Source organism: Mycobacterium sp. ACS4054 (genome assembly GCF_001667275.1).
Classification (GTDB): Bacteria; Actinomycetota; Actinomycetes; order Mycobacteriales; family Mycobacteriaceae; genus Mycobacterium.
The window spans coordinates 232,313-253,499 of sequence record NZ_LZHV01000061.1; the positions used below are offsets into that span (position 1 = coordinate 232,313).

Genomic DNA, 21,187 nt, shown 5'->3' on the forward strand with positions numbered 1-21,187 from the left:
CGGCGGACCCCGCCGAACGATCGGGCTAGAGTCCGTTGCTATGCGCTTCGGTCTCTTCATCCCGCAAGGCTGGCGAATGGATCTGGTCGACATCGAACCGGAGAGGCACTGGGCGGTGATGCGCGACCTTGCCACCTACGCCGACAACAGCGCTTGGGACTCGCTGTGGGTGTACGACCACTTTCACACCGTCCCGATGCCGACGGACGAAGCCACCCACGAGGCGTGGTCGCTGATGGCCGCGTATGCGGCGGTCACGTCGCGGATCAAGCTCGGCCAGATGTGCACCGCGATGAGCTACCGCAACCCGGTGTACCTGGCCAAGGTCGCGGCGACCGCCGACGTCATCTCCGGTGGGCGGATCCAGATGGGCATCGGCGGTGGCTGGTACGAACACGAATGGCGCGCTTACGGTTACGGCTTCCCCTCGGCTGGTGTGCGGCTGGGCCGGCTGGACGAGGGCGTCCAGATCATGCGCGACGCCTGGCGCGACGGCAGGGTCAGCTTCGACGGCAAGCACTATCAGGTCGACGGCGCGATTGTGTCACCCAAACCCCTGCAGGACAACGGGATTCCGCTGTGGATCGCCGGCGGTGGCGAGAAGGTCACCCTGCGCATCGCGGCGAAGTACGCGCAGTACACCAACTTCGCGCCGGAACCCGAGGCGTTCGCCCACAAGTCGGAGGTGCTGGCGCAGCACTGCGAGCAGGTGGGCACCGACTTCGATGCCATCGTGCGCTCGGCCAACGTCAACGCGGTCGTCGGGACGTCGGATGCCGACGTCAAGGACCGGCTGCAGCGGGTGCGCGACCGCATCGTGCGCTACGTGCCCGAGGCCGCCGCCGATGCGATGCTCGCCGCGGGCAGCGGACCCGATTCGGCGACGGGCACCCCGGAACGGGTGATCGAGCGGCTCGCCGGGCTACGCGACCTCGGATGCGACTACGCCATCTGCTATTTCCCGGAGGCGGCGTACGACCGGTCCGGCATCGAGTTGTTCGAGCGCGAGGTGATCCCCGCGCTGAGCTAGATGTCCGTCGTCGCGTACCGCTTCTTGACGGGGGGCGCGGCCAGCAGTGGGGGCAGCTCGGTCAGTTTCCCTTCGCCGGCGCGAAACGCGCGGTAGGTCTCGTCGTGCTCGACCGAGTCCCATAGTTCGTAGATCAGCCAGTGGGCGTCGTCGTCCTCGTCGACGAGCACGTCGGTGCGGACGTTCCCGGCGAAGGCGCGGGTGTCCCGCAGCGCCCGGCCCATGACGTCGCGCGCCTGCGGCACCGCGTCGGGCTTGAACTTCAGTTCGAGTATCACCGTGACTGGCATGGTCTCAAGATATCCGCGGGTCCAGTCGCGCAGCATCGGGCACAAGAATGAGAATGCGGTTTCCACTTTTCGGAAAGCTGTTATACGGTTCAGTGAGCAACATTCTGTTTGGCGCTGCTGGAGGATCCCCCGATGCAAAAGGCCCTTGCCCCCGAGATCTCTACCTGGCCCGACGAGAGCCCACAGCTGATCGGCAGCCGGTGCGGCAGCTGCGGCGCCACCACCTTTCCGGTGCAACAGTGGTGCCCGCGCTGCAGCCTCGGCGAGATGACCGACGTGCTGCTGCCGCGCCGCGGAACCCTCGTCGCGTGGACCACCCAGGGCTTCCCGCCCGGGGCCCCCTACGCGGGCCCCACCGGTAAGGACTTCGTCCCGTTCGGCGTCGGCCTCGTGCAGCTCGACGACGTGATCCGGGTGGAGGGCCGGCTGACCGAGAATGACCCCGCCAAGCTGCAGTTCGGTCAGGAGGTCGAGCTGACCATGGTGCCGCTGACCACCGATGACGAGGGCGCCGAGATCATGACGTTCGCCTTCCGGCCGGTCGCATAGGGAGACTGAGATGACCAACGATGTCGCCATCATCGGCGTGGGCCTGCATCCGTTCGGCCGGTTCGACAAGACCGCGATGCAGATGGGCGCCGAGGCCATCCAATCCGCGTTGGCCGACGCCGGGGTGGACTGGAAGGACATCCAATTCGGCTTCGGCGGTAGCCACGAGGTGTCCAACCCTGACGCGGTGACGCGTTTGGTGGGGTTGACCGGCATCACGTTCACCAACGTGTTCAACGCCTGCGCCACCGCCGCCAGCGCCATCCAGCAGACTGCCGACACCATCCGGCTGGGCAAGTACGACATCGGCATCGCCATCGGCTTGGACAAGCACCCGCGCGGCGCGTTCACCGACGACCCCGCGAAGCTGGCGCTGCCGCAGTGGTACGCGCAGAACGGTCAGTTCGTCACCACCAAATTCTTCGGCATGAAGGCCAACAAGTACCTGCACGACCACAACATCTCGCAGGCCACGCTGGCGAAGGTGGCGGCCAAGAACTTCCGCAACGGCGCGCTGAACCCGAATGCGTTCCGCCGCAAGCCGATTCCCGAAGAGGAGATCCTCAACTCGCCCGTGCTCAACTACCCGCTGACGCAGTACATGTTCTGCGCGCCCGACGAGGGCGCCGCCGCGGTGATCATGTGCCGGGCCGACATCGCGCACAAGTACACCGACAAGCCGGTGTACGTGCGGGCCTGCGAGATTCGCACGCGGCGGTACGGCGCCTACGAGGTGCACGCCACCTTCGCCCCGCTGGATGAGGACGTCTCACCCACGGTGTACGCGTCCAAGGCGGCCTACGAGGCCGCCGGCATCGGGCCCGAGGACGTCGACGTAGCCCAGCTGCAGGACACCGACGCCGGCAACGAGGTCATCCACATGGCCGAGACCGGCCTGTGTGCCGACGGCGAGCAGGAGAAGCTGCTGGCCGACGGCGCCACCGAGATCCACGGCTCGATGCCCGTCAACACCGACGGCGGGCTGATCGCCAACGGCGAGCCGATCGGCGCGTCGGGGCTGCGGCAGATGCACGAACTGGTGCGCCAGCTGCGCGGTGAGGCGGGCGAACGTCAGGTGCCCGGCGACCCGCGCGTCGGCCTGGCGCAGGTGTACGGCGCGCCCGGCACCGCATCGGCGACCATCCTGTCGCTTTAGCCGCTACCGCGAGGTGGTGACCCTAGATCGCCGGGCCCAGTAGGTCGTCGGCGTCGCGGATGATGTACCCGTAACCCTGCTCGGCGAGGAAGCGCTGCCGGTGCGCGGCATATTCGGCGTCCAGGCTGTCGCGGGCGACGATGGAGTAGAAGATCGCGCCGCCCCCGTCGGACTTGGGCCGCAGCAACCGGCCCAGCCGCTGGGCCTCCTCTTGGCGCGAACCGAAGGTCCCCGAAACCTGCACCGCCACAGAGGCTTCCGGCAGGTCGATGGAGAAGTTGGCGACCTTGGACACCACCAGCGTCGACACCTCACCGCGGCGGAACGCGTCGAACAGCTCTTCGCGTTCCCTGGTTCGCGTCGACCCCTGAATCACCGGGGCGTTCAACTCGGCACCCAGCTCGTCGAGCTGGTCGAGGTAGGCGCCGATCACCAACGTCTGCTCGCCGGGATGCCGGCTCAGCACCGACTTGACGACGGCGATCTTCGAATGCGCCGTGGAGCAAACCTTGTAGCGCTCTTCGGGTTCCGCGGTGGCGTACAGCATTCGCTCGTTGTCGGTCATGGTGACCCGCACTTCGACGCACTCCGCCGGCGCGATCCAGCCCTGGGCCTCGATGTCCTTCCACGGCGCGTCGTAACGCTTGGGGCCGATCAGGGAGAACACGTCGCCCTCGCGGCCGTCTTCCCGCACCAGCGTGGCGGTCAGGCCCAGGCGTCGCTTGGATTGCAGGTCGGCGGTCATGCGGAACACGGGCGCCGGCAGCAGGTGGACCTCGTCGTAGATGATCAGCCCCCAGTCGCGGCTGTCGAAGAGCTCCAGATGCCGGTATTCGCCCTTGGTGCGCCGGGTGATCATCTGATACGTCGAGATGGTGACGGGCCGAATCTCCTTGCGCTCACCGGAGTATTCGCCGATCTCCTCCTCGGTGAGCGAGGTGCGCGCGATCAGCTCGCGCTTCCATTGCCGTGCCGCGACGATGTTGGTCACCAGGATCAGCGTGGTCGCGCTGGCCTTGGCCATCGCGGCGGCGCCGACCAGCGTCTTGCCGGCCCCACACGGAAGCACCACCACCCCCGACCCGCCGGCCCAGAACGAATCGGTGGCCATCTGCTGGTAGTCGCGGAGGTGCCAGCCGTCCTGCGCCAGGCTGATGGGGTGGGCCTCGCCGTCCACGTAACCCGCGAGATCCTCTGCGGGCCAACCTATCTTGAGCAGCATCTGCTTGACGCGGCCGCGCTCGCTGGGGTGGACGACGACGGTGTCGTCGTCGATGCGGGCGCCGAGCATGGGCGCGATCTTCTTGTTGCGCAGCACTTCCTCGAGCACCGCGCGGTCCAGGCTTACCAGCGTCAGGCCGTGCGCGGGATGTTTGACCAACTGCAGGCGGCCGTAGCGGGCCATCGTGTCGACGATGTCGACCAGCAGCGGCTGGGGCACCGCGTAGCGGGAGAAGCTGACCAGCGCGTCGACGACCTGTTCGGCGTCATGGCCGGCCGCGCGGGCGTTCCACAGCGCCAGCGGTGTGATGCGGTAGGTGTGCACGTGCTCGGGCGCGCGTTCCAGCTCGGCGAACGGCGCGATGGCGGCGCGCGCCGCTCCGGCCTGCTCGTGGTCGACCTCGAGCAGCACCGTCTTGTCGGACTGCACAATCAACGGGCCGTCAGTCAATGGCGCCGTTCCTCCTCATCCCTCTCGCGAGTCATCGAAACCCATTATCGGCCGTTGGCCGACACCACCGACGTGATGCGGTGGATGGCGAAGTCGCGCAGCCGCCCGGACGCCGAGTCGAAGGCGGTCAGCTGACCGCCCCGAACGCTGATCGGCGACACCACCCGCTGGGTGGCGACACCGGCGGCATCCAAATAACCGATCACCAACGTTTCTTGTTCCTTGGCGGCGCGCTGCAACAGCGACATGGTGATCGCCGGATCGACGCGAACGTTGCCGAACGGTGCGGCGGTCACCTTCCTCAGCACCGCCACCACCGCGTTCAGGCTTTCGTTGTTGGGGCGCGGCATCGGGCGATACGGCCGGCGCTGCTGCGGCGTGGGCACCCGGGCCCCGCGTGGCCGGACGTCGACGATGGCGCCCGTGGAGTCCTCGGCCGCCGGGGCGAAGCCCGCCGCCCGCAACGCGACCAGCACCTCGCCGATCGGTGCCGGGGACACCGCAACCGTCGGTGCCAGGGCGCGCAGTTGCACCCCTTCGGTCGCGGGCGCGGCCACGGCCTGCGCCAGGAGCGCGGGGTCCTCGCACCGCACGAACGATGCCGCCATGCCGATCCGCAGCTGGCCGTGCCGGCGCGCGACATCGTCGATGAGGTAGCTAAGACCCTGCGGCACAGGGGTTTTGGAGTGCTTAGCGAACAGGGCGTGCATCCAGTCGCGGGTCTTTCCCACGTCCAGCGCGTGCCGGATCGACTGCTCGCTGATGCGGTACACCATCGCCGTGCCGGCCGATTCGACGGTGGCCACGGCGGCGAGTTGCTCGGCGAGGTCGCGTTGCAGCGGGCCCGGCACCACCACGGTCAGGTCGGCCTGGACCAGGAAGTAGTCGATCGGTTTGGGCAGGGCACGCGCCATCGCGTCGATCGCGGCCTGGGCGTCGGTGCCGTCGTCGAGCAGGGCACGGCCGGCGGAGCTGAGCGCCCCGCGACCGACCAGGCCCAGCGCGTGGCTCTCGGCCAGCAGGTCGCCCACCGGGCCGGGTTGCAGTCGCTTGGCCCAGCGGGGTCGCCGCCAGATCAGTGCCGCCGACGCCTCGACCGCGTTCACGCACGCGCCCGGGGGCAATTGGGCCAGCATGCTCAGCAGCAGCCGGCGATCCAGCGGCGCGGCCGTCGAATACAGCGCATCCGTAAGGGCGCCATAGGGTTTGGCGTCGGGGCTCCGGGTCCCGATCAGGGCCGGCCGGCTCGGCAGGTCCAGCCAGCTGGTGGCCAGCAGGTGCCAGCGTTCCGCGGTGGACAGCGCCGTGAACCGGTCGGTGGCCACCGTCGGCGCCCAGTACGGCCCGTCGCCGGCGGCGGGCTCGGGATCGGGCATGCCGCTGGCGATCAACCCGGCCGCGACCGCCACCTCGAGGATCAGGCCCAGCCGCGACTCGTCGATGCCGGCCGTCTTGCTGAGCCGTTTGACGTCGCGAATCCCCAGGCCGCCGCTGCGCAGTTCGGAAACCGGTGCGGCCGCCAGGGTTTCGATGAGGACGTCGAGTTCCCGCAGCAGGTCGATGGTGGCACCGGCGGCCGCCGCGTCGACGTCGTCGACGGTGGTGGTCGAAACCACCGGGTCGGGTGCCGTCAACTGCATGGGGCCGGGCTGTTCGCCGCGCAACACCTGCCCGACGTGGCGGGGCAGGATCACCGTCTCGGCGTCGATGCGGCGCAGCAGGCCCGACGCGAGTAGCTGGGGCACCGGCCGGTCCACGGGGGCGCCGGGAGCGGCGTCGCGGGTGCGGCCCATCGGGGAACCCTCCAGCAGCTTCTCCAACACGTCGAGTTGGGCCCGGTCCAGGCCGTCGATGAGCGCGGCGATCTGTTCGCCACTACGGGAGGCGTCCTCGAGCGTGACCTGGCCCGGGTGCCACGGCAGCGCCGTGCCGGCGTCGGGCGCCACGCGCAGAGCCGCGTCGCCCCACACCAGGGCGCGCTCCCGCAGATCGTCCAGTGCCCCCACGACGTCGGCCTCGGGGGCGCGCTCACCGATCAGCGCCAGGAGTTTCGCGGTCGGTACGGGCGTCGCATCCGCCTGCAGCACCAACAGCGCGTCGAGCACCGCCAGCCGCAGGAAGTCGAGTTCGTCGGTGGCGGCCTTGACGGACTGGCGGGCCTGGGCGCGCGCGGCCAGCGCGGCGATGCTGCCGGGCGGCGGCTGGGCGAGGTCCGGCCGCAGCTCTAGTAGTCGGATCAGCCGCTCGTCGGACAAGTCGGCCAGCCACGACCCCAGCGGGATATCCGGGGTGTTGTCGGTCATTGCTGACCAGCGTAAAACAGTCGGCGGGTCCCACGTAGGCCGCGAATGTCGGCAGGTCGCCGGTCGAACTGACGGTCTTGCAGGACGGGCGCAGGAGCGACCTGTCAGAATGGACGACGTGGCTGACACTGCTGAGGGCAAGGCCCGCAAAACCAGGTATGTCGACAACGGGTGGCCGACGACGGACCCCGACGACCACGCGGTGAGCGAACTCGTGACCGACCGGACGGGAGCGTTGTCTCCCTTCGGCGAGCTGGTGTTCCCGCTGCCCTCCACTGACCTGCCCTACCTGCACCCGGTCACCGTCGTTAATCGGTAGGCGCCAGGATGGCTAGGGCCTCTGAGGCCGCCAAGCCCGCGGCGACCTGGGCGTCGGGAGAATCCCCGGCGGGTGCGCTGTCGCACCTGGACGAGCGGGGGGCCGCGCACATGGTCGACGTCACCGGTAAGGGAGCCACCAAGCGGACCGCGGTCGCCGCGGGAGCCCTGCATACTTCGCCGCGCGTGGTCGAGCTGATCTCGGCCGGCGGCCTGCCCAAGGGCGACGCGTTGGCCACCGCCCGGGTGGCGGGCATTCTGGCGGCGAAGCGCACCAGTGACCTGATTCCGCTGTGCCACCAGCTGGCGCTCACCGGAGTCGACGTCGATTTCACCGTGGGGGAGTCCGTGATCGAGATCATCGCGACGGTACGCAGCACCGACCGCACGGGCGTGGAGATGGAGGCGCTGACCGCGGTCAGCGTGGCCGGTCTGACGCTCTACGACATGATCAAGGCGGTCGACCCCGCCGCGCGCCTCGACGACATTCGGGTGTTGCGCAAGGAAGGCGGCAAGACCGGGACGTGGGTGCGCTGATGAGCGCCCGTACCGCGCGCGTCATCATCGCCTCCACCCGCGCCTCCACCGGCGTATACGACGACAAGTGCGGGCCGATCATCTCCGAATGGCTTGGTGAGCGGGAGTTTTCGTTGCCCGACCCGGAGGTGGTCGCCGACGGCAAGCCGGTCGGCGAGGCACTGCGCAAGGCCATCGACGACGAGGTCGACGTCGTCATCACCTCCGGGGGCACCGGCATCTCGCCCAGCGACAGCACGCCCGACCAGACGGTCGCGGTGCTGGACTACATGATCCCGGGGCTGGCGGACGCGATCCGGCGGTCGGGGCTGCCCAAGGTGCCCACGTCGGTGCTGTCCCGCGGTGTGTGCGGGGTGGCGGGCCGCACGCTGATCGTCAACCTGCCGGGGTCGCCCGGCGGCGTGCGCGACGGGCTCGGGGTGCTCGCCGACGTGCTCGACCACGCGCTCGACCAAATCGCCGGCGGAGACCACCAGCGATGACGCGCGTCCTGCGCGCCGCCATGACCGAACAGCCGATTTCCCTCGCCGAGCACGAGGAACTGGTGGGCCATCAGTCGGCCGGCGCCGTTGTCGGCTTCGTCGGCATGATTCGCGACCACGACGGCGGCCGCCGGGTGGTGCGGCTGGAGTATTCCGCGCACCCGTCGGCCACGGAGGTCATCGCGGAGGTCGTCGCCGAGGTCGCCGAACAGTCCGGCGGGGTGCGCGCGATCGCGGCCAGCCACCGCATCGGTGCCCTGCACATCGGGGAGGCGGCGCTGGTGGCCGCGGTCGCGGCCGACCATCGTCAGGCGGCGTTCACCACCTGCGCGCTTCTGGTGGACACCATCAAGGCGCGGTTGCCGGTGTGGAAGCACCAGTTCTTCGACGACGGAACCGAAGAATGGGTGGGTTCCGCCTAACCCCGTGACGCTTGGAATGCCGGCACGCCCCGAAGCGGAAACGTTCGGGGCGTGCCGGGCAGTCTGGCGGGTGGCCCCTAGGTGGTGGGAGCCGGCTGGGCGATCGCGTCGAGCGCGTCGTTGCCCTGGATGTCCTGCGACCGAATGGCGTCCCACAGCTGCTTCGTGTAGCCCACCGAGGAAACCTCCTGCGGCATGTTGGCCGGCACGAAACCGTGGAAGCCGGTGTCGACGACGGGCGCGTCGGCCGGGGGCGCCGGGGGCAGGTCGGCCGGAGGGGCCGGCGGCACGTCGGCGGGCGGCGCGGGCGGCATGGCGTCGGCCGGAGGGGCCGGCGGCACGTCGGCGGGCGGCGCGGGGGGCACGGCGTCGGCCGGAGGCGCGGGCGGCAGGTCCGCCGGGGGCGCGGCCTGGCCGAAGGACGTCAACTGCACCGGCGCGGGCGCCGGCGGGGGAGCCGGCTGACCGTTCAGGCCGGGCGCATCCAGCGGCGCGTCCAGGCCCGTGGGTGCGGGGACCTCACGCGGCGTCGCGCCCGACAGCGGGCCACCGCACACCGGCCACGCGCCGCGGCCCTGGGTGGCCAGCACGCGCTCGGCGACGGCGATCTGCTGTTCCTTGGTGGCCAACTCGGCCGACGGGGCGTACTGGCCGCCGCCGTGGGAGGCCCAGGTGCTCGCGCTGAACTGCACGCCACCGTGGTAGCCGTTGCCGGTGTTGATCGCCCAGTTGCCGCCCGACTCACAACGGGCTACCTGGTCCCACTCGCCATCGGTGGCCGCGGCCGCCTGGCCGGCCAGGGCGATGCTGCCGCCACCGAGGACCGCGCCGGTGACGGCGATCTTGGCGACGCTGATGTTCGACGTGCTGGGCTTACGGTGACGTCCACTCATAGGCCGTGAAAAATCCTCTCTCGTCACGCGCCTGCGAGGTCAGCTGTCGGGTTCGGGTTGGAGAGGCCACCCGGCCGTCATCGCTTCTGCGAAACGATGTCGGCTTCACCCCAAGGGGCCGCACGCGGCCCCAGTCCGATCACGGTGGACCGGTGGGTCCCCCGTCTCCATCCACGTAGGTTCGGTGGGCCCCCGCCTATTGGATGGAGCTCGGCGCGATAGGGAGGGGAGGTTCGCCAATTCGGTTGTCTTGGCGAGCCTTCGGAGAAACGTAGCGGTTTCTGTTGGTCCCGTCACGTTCTGCGAAACCCGGCGTTTCCCTCTCGGCCACCTGCGAAAAGCCAAGGAACACACGCCATTCACGCAGGTCATAGCACTCGATATCGGAGCGTGATTGCGTCGTTATCGTTCCGTTACGTGAGATATTTCACAGTTTCAGCCCCCAGCGAAGGGGGGTAGAACGTCGATCGTGTTGCCGCTGCGTAACGGTGCCGTCTCGTCGCGTACGGCGACCCCGTCGCAAAGGTAGGAACACCGGCTCAACACCGTCGCGAGCCGAGAGCCCCGCACGGCCAGGCGCTCGACCAGACCGCCCACGGTGGTGCCGGGACGCACCACCACCGTCTCCGCCTCGGCCCCCGCCGCCGCCCGCGCGGCCGCGAAGTAGCGAACCGTCACCGCAATGCCGTCTTGCTCGACGGCGGCCTCACCCATCGGGCTAGCCACCGATCGCGCTCATCGGACGAGCGGGCTGGATGAAGTTCGGGTCGTTGATGCCGTGACCGGCGGGCTTGCCCCACATCGCGACGCGCCACGCGCGCTCGATCGCGTCGTCGGACGCGCCGGTGCGCAGCAAGGTCCGAAGGTCGGTCTCCTCGGCGGAGAACAGGCAGCTGCGGACCTGGCCGTCGGCCGTCAGGCGGGTGCGATCACAGGCCGAGCAGAACGCGTGCGAAACCGACGCGATGACACCGAACTTGCCGCTCGGCGTGTCCGGGCCCGTGTCGACCAGCCAGAGCTCGGCGGGCGCCGATCCCCGCGGCGCGGGGTCGGGACGCAGCCGGAAGTGCGGGCGCAGGGCGTCGAGCACGTTATCGGCGCTCAATGCGGCGCCGCGCCGCCACTGATGGCCGGCATCGAGTGGCATCTGCTCGATGACCCGCAACTGGTAGCCGTGCTCGAGGCAGAAGCGCAACAGTGTCACGACGTCCTCGCGCCCGGTGACCGGGTCGAGCACGGCGTTCACCTTGACCGGCGCCAACCCCGCGGTGTGGGCGGCCTGAAGGCCGGCCAGCACATCGCTGAGCCGGTCGCGGCGCGTGATCGCCGCGAAGTGGTCGCGGTCCACGCTGTCCAGGGACACGTTGACCCGATCCAGGCCCGCCCGGGCGAGCGCGGCGGCCTGCCGCGCCAGCCCGACGCCGTTGGTGGTCAGCGAGATCTCCGGCCGCGGGCGCAGGGCCGCCGCCGCCGCGACCACCTCCCCGAGGTGTCGCGCCAAGAGTGGCTCGCCTCCGGTGAACCGGACACTGGTCACGCCCAACCGGGTGACGGCGATGTGCAACAGCCGCGCCAGCTCGTCGGCGCGCAGCAGCCGCTCGCCGGGCAGCCAGTCCAGGCCCTCGGCCGGCATGCAGTAGTTGCACCGCAGGTTGCAGCGGTCGGTCAGCGAGACGCGTAGGTCGGTGGCCACCCGCCCGTAGGTGTCGATCAGCGGGCCGGTGGCCGGCGCGTCGGGCAGGCCGTCGGTGCGGCCCGGCACCGAGGGAAGCCCGAGGGCGGTCAGCGTCATGCGGCCACCGCCGAGTATCGGGGCGGGGAGTCGACCGGAACAATCTGCTTGCCCAACGGCATCAGCGACACCGGGATCAGCTTGAGGTTCGCCAGGGCAAGCGGAATGCCGACGATGGTGATCGCCATCGCCGCCGCACTGATCAGGTGACCGAGCGCCAGCCAGATCCCGAACAACACCACCCAGATCACGTTGCCGATCAGGGCACCGGTCCCGGCGGTCGGCTTGTCGACGATCGTGCGACCGAACGGCCACAACGCGTACGAGGCGATGCGCAGCGACGCAAAACCAAACGGGATGGTGATGATCAGCAGGAAGCTGATGAGCGCCGCGACGACGTATCCGACGGCCATCCACAGGCCGCCGAACACGAGCCAGATGATGTTCAGGATCAGGCGCATATCTCCTCCACCGGTACCGCCCAGTGTACCGAGTGGGCAATAACGGGGGTGCTCGTCAGGCAAGCACCCGAGTAGGATCAAGGACCAAACGGCGTCCTGCGCAGGCGGGACGCTTATTGTGTTGGCCATTCTATTGATCCGTTAGACAAGCAGGTGAGACCAGTGCCGACCGGCAAGGTTAAGTGGTACGACGCCGACAAGGGGTTTGGCTTCCTGTCGCAAGAGGACGGCGAAGACGTGTACGTCCGCTCGTCGGCGTTGCCCGCTGGGGTCGAGGGGCTCAAAGCGGGCCAGCGCGTGGAGTTCGGCATCGCCTCCGGGCGGCGCGGGCCTCAGGCGCTGAGCCTCAAGCTGATTGAGCCGCCACCCAGCCTCACCAAGGCTCAGGGCCGCCGCGAGACGCCCGCCGAGCACAAGCACAGCCCCGACGAACTGCACGGCATGGTCGAGGACATGATCACGCTGCTGGAGAGCGCCGTTCAGCCCGAGCTGCGCAAGGGGCGCTACCCGGACCGCAAGACCGCTCGCCGGGTGTCCGAGGTGGTTCGGGCCGTCGCCCGGGAGCTCGACGCCTAGCTCGTCGGCGCCGGGTGCCGCCCGCGTGCGCACAAGGGGTGAGGAAGTGCCGGTCAGGGGGTACTCCCACCTCGCCACGGTCGTCGAGCAAGGAGGCTGCGATGGCACAGCAAGCGCAGGTCACCGAGGAGCAAGCCAGGGCACTGGCCGAGGAGTCTCGCGAAACCGGTTGGGATAAACCATCTTTCGCAAAGGAACTGTTCCTCGGTCGCTTTCCGTTGGAGCTCATCCACCCTTTCCCCAAACCGTCGGATGCCGACGAGGCGCGCACCCGCGCGTTTCTCGACACGTTGCGCGACTTCCTTCGCGGCGTTGATGGCAGCGTCATCGAACGCGATGCGCAAATTCCTGACGAGTATGTGAAGGGTCTGGCCGAACTGGGCTGTTTCGGCATGAAGATTCCGTCGGAATACGGCGGCCTGAACATGTCGCAGGTGGCCTACAACCGGGCGCTGATGATGGTTTCCTCCGTTCATCCCAGCCTCGGTGCGCTGTTGTCGGCCCATCAATCGATCGGGGTGCCGGAGCCGCTGAAACTTGCGGGGACCCCGGAGCAGAAGAAGAGGTTCTTGCCCCGGTGCGCCGCGGGGGCCATATCGGCGTTCCTGCTGACCGAGCCGGACGTGGGTTCGGATCCGGCCCGGCTGGCTTCGACGGCAACACCGGTCGACGACGGGACGGCCTACGAGCTCGACGGCGTGAAGTTGTGGACGACCAACGGCGTGGTCGCCGAACTGCTCGTGGTCATGGCCCGGGTGCCCCGCAGCGATGGGCATCGCGGCGGCATCAGCGCTTTCGTCGTCGAGGCCGATTCACCCGGAATCACCGTGGAGCGGCGCAACAAATTCATGGGGCTGCGCGGCATCGAGAATGGGTTGACCAGGCTGCACCGCGTTCGGGTGCCCAGCGAAAACCTGATCGGCCGCGAGGGCGACGGTTTGAAGATCGCGCTGACAACGCTCAACGCCGGGCGCCTGTCGATCCCCGCGATCGCGACGGGTTCGTCGAAGTGGGGTCTGAAGGTGGCGCGCGAGTGGTCGGGAGAGCGTGTCCAATGGGGCAAGCCGCTGGCCGAGCACGAAGCGGTGGCACGCAAGATCTCGTTCATCGCGGCGACCAACTATGCGCTGGACGCGGTGCTCGAGCTGTCCGGGCAGATGGCCGACGAAGGCCGCAACGACATCCGGATCGAGGCGGCGTTGGCCAAGCTGTGGTCGAGCGAGATGGCGTGCATCATCGCCGACGAGGTCATGCAGATCCGCGGTGGGCGGGGCTACGAGACGGCGGAGTCCCTGGCCGCGCGCGGCGAACGGGCGGTGCCGGTGGAACAGGTAGCGCGGGACTTACGGATCAATCGCATTTTCGAAGGATCCAGCGAGATCATGAGGCTGCTCATCGCCCGGGAGGCGGTCGATGCCCACTTGTCGGCGGCCGGTGACCTCGCGAAGCCCGACGCGGGTTTGCGGCAAAAGGCGACGGCAGCGGTAGGCGCCACTGGTTTCTACGCAAAGTGGTTGCCCCAGCTGGTTTTTGGAGAAGGACAGCGCCCCAGCGCTTACAGTGAATTCGGACCGCTGGCGTCGCACCTGCGGTTCCTGGAACGCTCCAGCCGCAAGCTGGCCCGCAACACCTTCTACGGGATGGCGCGCTGGCAGGCCAAGTTGGAGCAGCGCCAGGGGTTCCTCGGGCGGATCGTGGACATCGGTGCCGAGCTGTTCGCGATGTCGGCGGCCTGTGTGCGGGCCGAGGCGCAGAGGGCCGTGGACCCGGCGGTCGGTCAACAGGCCTACGAGCTGGCCGATGCGTTTTGCCGGCAGGCCACCCTGCGGGTCGATGCGCTATTCGATGCGTTGTGGAGCAATACCGACGGCCGCGATGTCCGGCTGACCCGCGAGGTGCTCCAGGGCCGCTACACCTGGCTCGAGCAGGGCATCATCGACCAGTCGGAGGGCACCGGGCCCTGGATCGCCCACTGGGAGCAGGGCGCATCAACCGAGACGAACCTGGCTCGGCGATTTCTGAGTTCCTGACCGACATTCGAGCGAGACGCGGGAGATATGGCCACCTACGTTGCCGGCACGGGTGAATTCACCCGTGACACCAAGTACATCACTACCCGCGTCACCGCCGACGGGCGAGACGGCTACCCCGTGGAACCCGGACGGTATCGGCTGATCGTTGCCCGAGCCTGTCCATGGGCCAACCGCGCCATCATCGTCCGGCGGTTGCTCGGCCTGGAAAGTGTTATGTCCATAGGGTTTTGCGGACCCACCCACGACGAACGCAGTTGGACGTTCGACCTCGACCCGGGCGGCGTCGACCCCGTGCTGCAAATCCCCCGGCTGCAGGATGCCTACTTCAAGCGTTTCCCCGACTACCCGAAGGGCATCACGGTGCCCGCGCTCGTCGACGTCCCGTCGGGGGCGGTCGTCACCAACGACTTCGCGCAGATGACCCTGGACTTCTCGACCGAATGGACGGCCTACCACCGCGACGGCGCACCGCAGCTCTATCCCGAGCCGCTGCGCGCCGAGATCGACGAGGTCAACAAGAGGGTTTACACCGAGATCAACAACGGGGTGTATCGGTGCGGCTTCGCCGGCTCGCAGGAGGCGTACGACGCGGCCTACGACCGGCTGTTCACGGCGCTGGATTGGGTGAGTGAGCGCCTGGCCGATCAGCGATATCTGGTGGGCGACACAATAACCGAGGCCGACGTCCGGCTGTTCACCACGCTGGCCCGCTTCGACCCGGTCTACCACGGGCATTTCAAATGCAACCGCAGCAAGCTGTCCGAGATGCCGGTGTTGTGGGCGTATGCCCGCGACCTGTTCCAGACACCCGGGTTCGGCGACACCGTCGACTTCGTCCAGATCAAGCAGCACTACTACATCGTGCACGCCGACATCAACCCCACCGGGATCGTGCCCAAGGGGCCGGACCTGACGGGCTGGCTCTCGCCGCATGGCCGGGAGGCGTTGGGCGGCAAGCCTTTCGGTGACGGCACACCGCCGGGGCCACCGGTCGAGGGGGAGCGGGTGCCCGCGGGCCACGGTGCCTAGCCGCGTCGAGCGCGGCTCAATAGGTCAGGCGCACAGACCATTCCGCGTGCGGGACGTCACGCAGCTGGCCGGCGGGATCCATCACGAGCGTCAGCAACTGGACGACGATCCCGACCAGGCGCCCGCGCTGCGGGTCGACCGGCGGGATGGTGACCGCGAACCGGGTGGCCGGCCGAAAGATGGTGCTGGTGGTGTTGGTTGGATCCTCATAGACCTGCAGCAACCGCCACGGTGCCCGGTAGATCGCGTCGGGCACGGAGAGCTGGACCGGATAGCGCTCGCTGACCTTCAGTTCGCCCTGGGCTTGCGGGGTGTCACAGTCGTCGAGGTTGAGCACGCTGCAGTACAGGTAGGGCCCCACCCTGGTGAGGTGGCCGTGCGAGTACGCGCTGATCTCCGGGCGCTGCGCACCGGACGGGCGCACCAGCAGCCAGGTGCCGACACCGACCGCCACGCACACCACCGTCATCAGGCCGGCGAGCAGCACGGCCACACCGCGTTTCACTCGGGCACCACCGCCGGGCTGCCGCGAAGCGCGCCCTCCTGCTCGACCATGACGGGCCGGTTCCCCCCGAGGCCGGGGATCAACGAATTCCCTTGGAAACTCACGAGTGTCTGCGCCAACCCGAGGATGAGTATCGCCGTGACCGCGGTGAAGCCGACCCACAGTTCGGTGTAGACCAAGACGCCGACGGCGCCGCCCAGCACCCAGGCCAGCTGCAGCGTCGACTCCGAGCGCCCGAACCCCGACGCCCGCGATTCCTCCGGCAGATCGTTCTGCAAAGAGGCGTCCAGCGAGGCCTTCGCGATGGCGCTCGAGCCCGACGTGACCAGCGTGGCGATCACGGCCGCCGCCAGGGTCCCCGCCACCGACGCCGCCAGCGCGACCGCCGAGACCGCCAGCGTGCAGCGCACCACCAGCACGGCCGGCCGGCCCAGCCGCAGGCGCGCGGCGGCGAAGTTGCCGGCGAAATTGCCGATGCCCGCGGCCGCGCCGATCATGCCGAGCATGCCCAGCTGAACCCAGCCGCTCGCTTGGTGTGCCTTGGCGACGAAAGCCGGGTACAAGAACAGGAAGCCCACCATGACCTTGATGGTGCAGTTGCCCCACAACGAGGTGATGATGTTGCGGCCCAACGGCTGTCGCAGCGTTCCGCCGACCCTCTTGACTTCTTTGTGCCAGCTTCGCCGCTGCGGTTCGCTCTGCTGACGGTAGCTCAACGTGGCGGGCACCTCACCCGCCGTCACCTCGACCCAGCGGGGGATCCGCATGGACAGCGAGGCGCCGACGACCGTCACCGCGATGACGACGAACAACGCGCCCGGCAGCTTGAACAGGTGCGTGCAGACGAACTCGACCCCGGCCGCGATGGCCCCGCCGGCGATGGTGCCGCCGAGCAGACCGAACACGGTGAGCCGCGAGTTCACCCGCACCAGGTCGATGGTGGGCGGCATGACGCGCGGGGTCACCGCGCTGCGCAGCACGCTGAACGACTTGGAGAACACCATCATGGCCAGCGCGCACGGATAGAGCACCCAGGACGGGTAACTCCCGGTGGCACCGTCGTAGTTCATGATCAGCACCAGCGCCAACGCCGTCCGCAGGACGAACGACGCGGCCAGGGCGACGCGGCGGCCGTGCTGCAACCGGTCCAGCGCGGGGCCGATGAGCGGCGCGATGACCGCGAACGGCGCGATGGTGATCAGCAGGTACAACGCCACCCGGCCCTTGCTCTCCCCGGTGGCCGCCGCGAAGAACAGGGTGTTGGCCAGCGCCACCGCCATCGCGGCGTCCACCGCGAAGTTGGCCACCACCGGCCACGTCAGCGCGGTCAGACCGGACTTGTCGGCGCCGTCGGCGGTGGCGGCGCGCTGCACCATCCAGTACATCCGCGAACCCATCTCGCGGCTGCGCAGCGCGGCGGCGCGGGTGACGGTGATTCGTTCGCCGGCCGCGGCGCCCCGCGGTGGCGGGCTGTCGATGGGATCCGGCTCCGACTCCTGGCCGATGGGCGGCAGGTAGCGGTTGGCGCTCGGCATCGGCGGGGGCCGGCGGGTCCGCTGGTCGGCGCCCTCGCCGGCGGGGTAGTTGGCCGTGCCCGGATGCTGATTGTGGGCCCCATTGCGGGGCCGGCGCCCCGGGTTGGAGGCCACGCGGCCCGGATCGTCACGCCGCCGTCCAGACACGTTGGAGATTCTCCCCTATGGCGACGACATGCGTCTGCAGGTACGGGGTGTGGCTCGCCAACCTAGTATTGGAACCGCAATGCAGGAAGGGGACAGCGTGACCGGGCCGATCGAGGAATCCGCCGTGGCGACCGTGGCCGAGTGGCCCGAGGGCCTGGCGGGGCTGCTCACGGGCGCGGTGGACCAGGCCAGGGCCGCCGTCGTGGAGTTCAGCGGCGCCGAGGCGGTGGGGGACTACCTGGGCGTCAGCTACGAGGATCCGGCCGCGGCCACCCACCGATTCCTGGCGCATCTGCCCGGTTACCAGGGCTGGCAATGGGCCGTCGTCGTCGCCGCGCACCCGGGCGCCGACCACGCCACCGTCAGCGAGGTGGTGCTGATCCCGGGACCGACGGCCTTGCTGGCGCCCGAGTGGGTGCCATGGGATCAGCGGGTGCGCCCGGGCGACTTGAGCCCGGGAGACCTGCTGGCGCCGGCGGCCGACGATCCGCGACTGGTCCCCGGCTACACCGCCAGCGGTGACCCGCAGGTCGACGAGACCGCCGCCGAGGTCGGGCTGGGCCGGCGTTGGGTGATGAGTGCCTGGGGCCGCGCCGAGGCGGCCGAACGATGGCACACCGGCGATCACGGCCCCGACTCACCGATGGCGCGCTCCACCAAACGGGTGTGCCGCGACTGCGGTTTCTTCTTGCCCCTGGCGGGATCGCTAGGCGCGATGTTCGGGGTGTGCGGCAACGAGCTGTCGGCCGACGGGCAGATCGTCGACAAGCAGTACGGATGCGGGGCGCATTCGGACACCCCGGCCCCGGCGGGCACCGGGTCGCCCGCCTACGAGCCGTACGACGACGGCGTGCTCGATGTCGCGGAGGCGCCGCCGGCGGCGCCCGAGCCGGTCCAGGCCCGCGCCGAGGAGGCTGCGCCGGACGGTGGCGGGGAGCCCGAACCGGAGCCGACGGCGTTGACGCCCGAGACGCCCGAGACCCCCGAGCCCCAGCCCGAGGCACCCGAAACGCCGGAGCCCGAGCAGCCGCAGGCGGACTAGCCCTTTTCGGCGGCGGCCTTGATTCTGGCCAGCGAGGTGTTCATCCCGTCGACCAGTTCGCGTTCGAAGTTGGTGGTGCCGCCGAACAGCGTGTTCACCGACAGGTTCGAAAACGCGGTGACGCCGTTTTCGGCGTGCCGGCTTTCGGTCACCCGGGTGCCCGCGCCGGTGGGTTCGAGTTCGTAGCTCCAGATCGTGCCGTTGGTCTGGACGCGGAACGCCAGCTTCGTCTCGGGGATGACCTCGACGATGGTGGACGTGGTCGGCCAGAACATCCGGTTACGGCGATTGAGGTTGAGGGTGCGCGTGCCCTGGCGCAGCGGGCCGAAGCTCTTCATCCAGCGGCATTGCGGGCTCCACTCCGGCATCCGCCGAAGGTCGGATATCAACTCCCACACCTTGGAAACCGGTGCGTCGATATCGATTTGGGCTTGCAGCAGCGGGGCTACCATCGATCCTCCCGGGTTGGTGTCGAGTGCGGGTTAGTCGTGCTCGAAGTAGTTTTCGAGCCCGGCCTGAGCGCCGCGCGCGCCGCGGCGGGCCTCGGCGAGTTGTAACACGAAGATCCCGGTGCCGAGCGCCCCGACGCCGAGCCCGGCCAGGGTGACCGGGCGCCAGCTCTGAAGCGAGGGCACGAGAAACGCGGCGGCCAGCGCGGCCAGCCAGCCCAGCGCGCCGAGCGCGACGAACGGCCACGCGTTGAGTAGCGCGGGCGGCAGCGGCGGGGCTTCGCGGGCCCGGCCGGGTTCAACAGACATCGCGATCAACATAGCCCGCCGCGGGTGCGGGCCGCCGGACGGTGGCGCGGCCGGGCGGAAAGCGCGGGTTACGCGCCGGGGCAAGCGCTTCGGCGACCCGCCGCCGGCGGCGCTGAGGACAACATCCGACGTTCACGGGTTCGTATCCCGATTCCTCGACGTTGCGTGTAACCTCGCGCCATGCCTGACAGCGATGCGCGGCTGGCCAGCGACCTGTCGCTGGCGGTCATGCGGCTGGCCCGCCAACTCCGGTTTCGAAACCCGTCGTCACCGGTGTCGTTGTCGCAGCTGTCGGCGCTGGCCACGCTGGCCAACGAGGGCCCGATGACGCCCGGCGCGCTGGCGATTCGCGAGCGGGTTCGGCCGCCGTCGATGACCCGCGTGATCGCCTCGCTGGCCGACATGGGCCTGGTGGATCGCGCCCCGCATCCGGTCGACGGCCGGCAGGTGCTGGTCTCGGTATCCCAGTCCGGCGCCGAGCTGGTGAAAGCCACTCGCCGCGCCCGCCAGGAGTGGCTGGCCAAGCGGCTGGCGACGCTGGACAGCGAGCAACGCGACACCCTGCGCAGCGCGGCCGACCTGATGCTGGCCCTGGTCGACGAAGGCCCGTGAGCCACGATGGCCTGAACGTTCAGGACGTCGACGATCCGGACGACCCGCGGCTCGACGATTTCCGCGACCTGAACAGCGTCGATCGTCGTCCCGACCTGCCGTCGGGCAAGGGACTGGTGATCGCCGAAGGCGTGCTGGTCGTGCAGCGCATGCTGGCCTCCCGGTTCACCCCGCACGCCCTGCTGGGCACCGAGCGCCGGCTCGGCGAGATCGCCGCCGAGCTCGCCGGCAATGCTGCGCCGTTCTACCGGGCCTCCGCCGACGTCATGGCGCAAGTGGTGGGCTTCCACCTCAACCGCGGGGTGCTGGCCGCCGCCCGGCGGGTGCCGGAACCCGGCGTCGCCGAACTGCTCGACCATGCCCGAACCGTCGCGGTGCTCGAGGGCGTCAACGATCACGAGAACCTGGGCTCGATCTTTCGCAACGCGGCCGGACTCGGCGTGGACGCGGTGGTGTTCGGCGGCGGTTGCGCCGACCCGCTGTACCGTCGTGCCGTCCGCGTCTCGATGGGCCACGCGCTGCTGGTCCCGTACGCCCGAGCGACGGACTGGCCCGCCGAGCTGGCCACGCTCAAAGACAAGGGATTTCGGCTGCTGGCGATGACCCCGGACACCAGGGCCTGCGCTCTGCCCGAGGCCATGGCGGCCGCGCGCGACGAACGCGTCGCGGTCTTGGTGGGCGCCGAGGGGCCGGGGCTGACGCCCGCGACCCTGCGCATGAGCGACGTCCGCGTGCGCATCCCGATGTCGCGCGGCACCGACTCGCTCAACGTCGCCACTGCGGGGGCTTTGGCGTTCTACGAACGGGTTAGGCTCGGCTCGTGACCGACGATTCCGTGCCTTGGGCAACGGGTTTGACGGTCGCGGGGTTCGTGGCCGCAGTGACCGGGGCCGCCATCGTGGTGCTCAGTTTGGGACTGGTCCGGGTGCATCCGTTGCTCGCGGTCGCGCTCAACCTCGTGGCGGCGGGCGGGTTGGCGCCGACCCTGTGGGGATGGCGTCACAAGCTGGTGCTGCGCTGGTTTTTGCTGGGCGCGGGAATCGGGGTCGCGGGGGCGTGGCTGACGCTGCTCGCTTTGACGGTGGCGCGGTAACGCCAAAAAAGG

The 21,187-nt window shown here is 69.4% G+C and carries 24 protein-coding genes, 1 pseudogene and 1 riboswitch; of the genes and pseudogenes, 14 read left to right on the top strand and 11 right to left on the bottom strand.

Annotated features, from left to right (window positions below):
- The first annotated feature begins 40 nt into the window (after nt 1-40).
- Nucleotides 41-1,030, top strand: a complete 990-nt coding sequence (locus A5730_RS19715) for an LLM class F420-dependent oxidoreductase (protein ID WP_067904058.1) — start codon at nt 41-43, stop codon at nt 1,028-1,030.
- On the opposite strand, the gene A5730_RS19720 is transcribed toward A5730_RS19715, so the two are convergent.
- Nucleotides 1,027-1,320, bottom strand: a complete 294-nt coding sequence (locus A5730_RS19720; RefSeq protein ID WP_067904502.1) for a putative quinol monooxygenase — start codon at nt 1,318-1,320, stop codon at nt 1,027-1,029. The two genes, A5730_RS19715 and A5730_RS19720, sit on opposite strands and share 4 nt — an antisense overlap.
- Before the next feature lie 132 nt (nt 1,321-1,452).
- Between A5730_RS19720 and A5730_RS19725 the strand changes: the two genes are divergently transcribed.
- The gene (locus A5730_RS19725; RefSeq protein WP_067904505.1) at nt 1,453-1,869 is read left to right on the top strand and encodes a Zn-ribbon domain-containing OB-fold protein; all 417 of its coding nucleotides are present in this window, start codon (nt 1,453-1,455) and stop codon (nt 1,867-1,869) included.
- A 10-nt stretch (nt 1,870-1,879) separates the two neighbouring features.
- Nucleotides 1,880-3,025, top strand: a complete 1,146-nt coding sequence (locus A5730_RS19730; RefSeq protein WP_067904062.1) for a thiolase family protein — start codon at nt 1,880-1,882, stop codon at nt 3,023-3,025.
- 22 nt (nt 3,026-3,047) lie between these two features.
- Here the strand turns inward: A5730_RS19730 and A5730_RS19735 are convergent, their stop codons facing one another.
- Nucleotides 3,048-4,697, bottom strand: coding sequence for a DNA repair helicase XPB (locus A5730_RS19735; RefSeq protein WP_067904064.1), 1,650 nt, complete (start codon nt 4,695-4,697; stop codon nt 3,048-3,050).
- Between the two features lie 44 nt (nt 4,698-4,741).
- The gene (locus A5730_RS19740) at nt 4,742-7,000 is read right to left on the bottom strand and encodes a helicase-associated domain-containing protein (RefSeq protein ID WP_067904067.1); all 2,259 of its coding nucleotides are present in this window, start codon (nt 6,998-7,000) and stop codon (nt 4,742-4,744) included.
- A 118-nt stretch (nt 7,001-7,118) separates the two neighbouring features.
- On the opposite strand from A5730_RS19740, the gene A5730_RS19745 reads away from it, so the two are divergent.
- From A5730_RS19745 to A5730_RS19760, 4 genes are read left to right on the top strand one after another with little or no spacing between them, the layout of a single operon-like run.
- Nucleotides 7,119-7,319, top strand: coding sequence for a hypothetical protein (locus tag A5730_RS19745; protein ID WP_139273158.1), 201 nt, complete (start codon nt 7,119-7,121; stop codon nt 7,317-7,319).
- An 8-nt stretch (nt 7,320-7,327) separates the two neighbouring features.
- Nucleotides 7,328-7,855, top strand: a complete 528-nt coding sequence (gene moaC, locus A5730_RS19750; protein WP_067904070.1) for a cyclic pyranopterin monophosphate synthase MoaC — start codon at nt 7,328-7,330, stop codon at nt 7,853-7,855.
- Nucleotides 7,855-8,337 carry a molybdenum cofactor biosynthesis protein B gene (locus tag A5730_RS19755; protein ID WP_067904508.1) on the top strand — a complete coding sequence of 161 codons (483 nt, stop codon included), beginning with the start codon at nt 7,855-7,857 and terminating at the stop codon, nt 8,335-8,337. Before moaC ends, A5730_RS19755 begins: the two co-directional genes overlap by 1 nt.
- Complete coding sequence (locus A5730_RS19760) at nt 8,334-8,759, top strand: molybdenum cofactor biosynthesis protein MoaE (protein WP_067904073.1); 426 nt, start codon at nt 8,334-8,336, stop codon at nt 8,757-8,759. The genes A5730_RS19755 and A5730_RS19760 overlap by 4 nt, the downstream gene beginning before the upstream one ends.
- Nucleotides 8,760-8,836: 77 nt before the next feature.
- On the opposite strand, the gene A5730_RS19765 is transcribed toward A5730_RS19760, so the two are convergent.
- From A5730_RS19765 to A5730_RS19780, 4 genes are all read right to left on the bottom strand, one after another.
- Nucleotides 8,837-9,652 (bottom strand): transglycosylase family protein, encoded by an 816-nt coding sequence (locus A5730_RS19765; RefSeq protein ID WP_067904077.1) that lies wholly within the window; start codon nt 9,650-9,652, stop codon nt 8,837-8,839.
- A 12-nt stretch (nt 9,653-9,664) separates the two neighbouring features.
- Nucleotides 9,665-9,878, bottom strand: a riboswitch (cyclic di-AMP (ydaO/yuaA leader).
- A gap of 209 nt (nt 9,879-10,087) precedes the next feature.
- A complete protein-coding gene (locus A5730_RS19770) occupies nt 10,088-10,366 on the bottom strand; it encodes a MoaD/ThiS family protein (protein WP_055400239.1) in 279 nt (92 codons plus the stop codon).
- 4 nt (nt 10,367-10,370) lie between these two features.
- Nucleotides 10,371-11,444, bottom strand: coding sequence for a GTP 3',8-cyclase MoaA (gene moaA / locus A5730_RS19775; RefSeq protein ID WP_067904080.1), 1,074 nt, complete (start codon nt 11,442-11,444; stop codon nt 10,371-10,373).
- Complete coding sequence (locus tag A5730_RS19780) at nt 11,441-11,845, bottom strand: YccF domain-containing protein (RefSeq protein WP_067904083.1); 405 nt, start codon at nt 11,843-11,845, stop codon at nt 11,441-11,443. Before A5730_RS19780 ends, moaA begins: the two co-directional genes overlap by 4 nt.
- A gap of 162 nt (nt 11,846-12,007) precedes the next feature.
- On the opposite strand from A5730_RS19780, the gene A5730_RS19785 reads away from it, so the two are divergent.
- The 3 genes from A5730_RS19785 (at nt 12,008) to A5730_RS19795 (ending at nt 15,483) form a co-directional block, all read left to right on the top strand.
- On the top strand, nt 12,008-12,421 hold the full coding sequence (locus A5730_RS19785) for a cold-shock protein (protein ID WP_067273548.1): 414 nt from the start codon (nt 12,008-12,010) through the stop codon (nt 12,419-12,421).
- A 101-nt stretch (nt 12,422-12,522) separates the two neighbouring features.
- Entirely contained in the window at nt 12,523-14,451 is a 1,929-nt protein-coding gene (locus tag A5730_RS19790; protein WP_067904086.1) for an acyl-CoA dehydrogenase family protein, read from the top strand.
- A gap of 27 nt (nt 14,452-14,478) precedes the next feature.
- Nucleotides 14,479-15,483 carry a glutathione S-transferase family protein gene (locus A5730_RS19795; protein WP_067904089.1) on the top strand — a complete coding sequence of 335 codons (1,005 nt, stop codon included), beginning with the start codon at nt 14,479-14,481 and terminating at the stop codon, nt 15,481-15,483.
- A 16-nt stretch (nt 15,484-15,499) separates the two neighbouring features.
- Here the strand turns inward: A5730_RS19795 and A5730_RS19800 are convergent, their stop codons facing one another.
- Both A5730_RS19800 and A5730_RS19805 read right to left on the bottom strand, forming a co-directional pair.
- A complete protein-coding gene (locus A5730_RS19800) occupies nt 15,500-15,988 on the bottom strand; it encodes a DUF2771 domain-containing protein (RefSeq protein WP_082946907.1) in 489 nt (162 codons plus the stop codon).
- Nucleotides 15,985-17,637: an MFS transporter gene (locus tag A5730_RS19805; RefSeq protein WP_067904091.1), complete on the bottom strand. Its 1,653-nt coding sequence runs from the start codon at nt 17,635-17,637 to the stop codon at nt 15,985-15,987. Before A5730_RS19805 ends, A5730_RS19800 begins: the two co-directional genes overlap by 4 nt.
- Nucleotides 17,638-17,767: 130 nt before the next feature.
- Between A5730_RS19805 and A5730_RS19810 the strand changes: the two are divergent.
- A pseudogene (locus A5730_RS19810) lies at nt 17,768-18,544 on the top strand (DUF3027 domain-containing protein); the annotation flags it as partial.
- A 164-nt stretch (nt 18,545-18,708) separates the two neighbouring features.
- Here A5730_RS19810 and A5730_RS19815 read toward each other — a convergent pair.
- Together A5730_RS19815 and A5730_RS19820 are read right to left on the bottom strand one after the other, a co-directional pair.
- On the bottom strand, nt 18,709-19,164 hold the full coding sequence (locus tag A5730_RS19815) for an SRPBCC family protein (RefSeq protein ID WP_067904096.1): 456 nt from the start codon (nt 19,162-19,164) through the stop codon (nt 18,709-18,711).
- 30 nt (nt 19,165-19,194) lie between these two features.
- The gene (locus A5730_RS19820; protein ID WP_067904512.1) at nt 19,195-19,470 is read right to left on the bottom strand and encodes a DUF2530 domain-containing protein; all 276 of its coding nucleotides are present in this window, start codon (nt 19,468-19,470) and stop codon (nt 19,195-19,197) included.
- Between the two features lie 180 nt (nt 19,471-19,650).
- Here A5730_RS19820 and A5730_RS19825 point away from each other — a divergent pair, with 180 nt between their 5' ends.
- From A5730_RS19825 to A5730_RS19835, 3 genes are read left to right on the top strand one after another with little or no spacing between them, the layout of a single operon-like run.
- Nucleotides 19,651-20,082: a MarR family transcriptional regulator gene (locus A5730_RS19825; RefSeq protein WP_067904099.1), complete on the top strand. Its 432-nt coding sequence runs from the start codon at nt 19,651-19,653 to the stop codon at nt 20,080-20,082.
- Nucleotides 20,079-20,906, top strand: coding sequence for an RNA methyltransferase (locus tag A5730_RS19830; protein ID WP_067904102.1), 828 nt, complete (start codon nt 20,079-20,081; stop codon nt 20,904-20,906). The genes A5730_RS19825 and A5730_RS19830 overlap by 4 nt, the downstream gene beginning before the upstream one ends.
- On the top strand, nt 20,903-21,175 hold the full coding sequence (locus A5730_RS19835; RefSeq protein ID WP_067904106.1) for a DUF2537 domain-containing protein: 273 nt from the start codon (nt 20,903-20,905) through the stop codon (nt 21,173-21,175). Before A5730_RS19830 ends, A5730_RS19835 begins: the two co-directional genes overlap by 4 nt.
- Nucleotides 21,176-21,187: the final 12 nt, after the last annotated feature.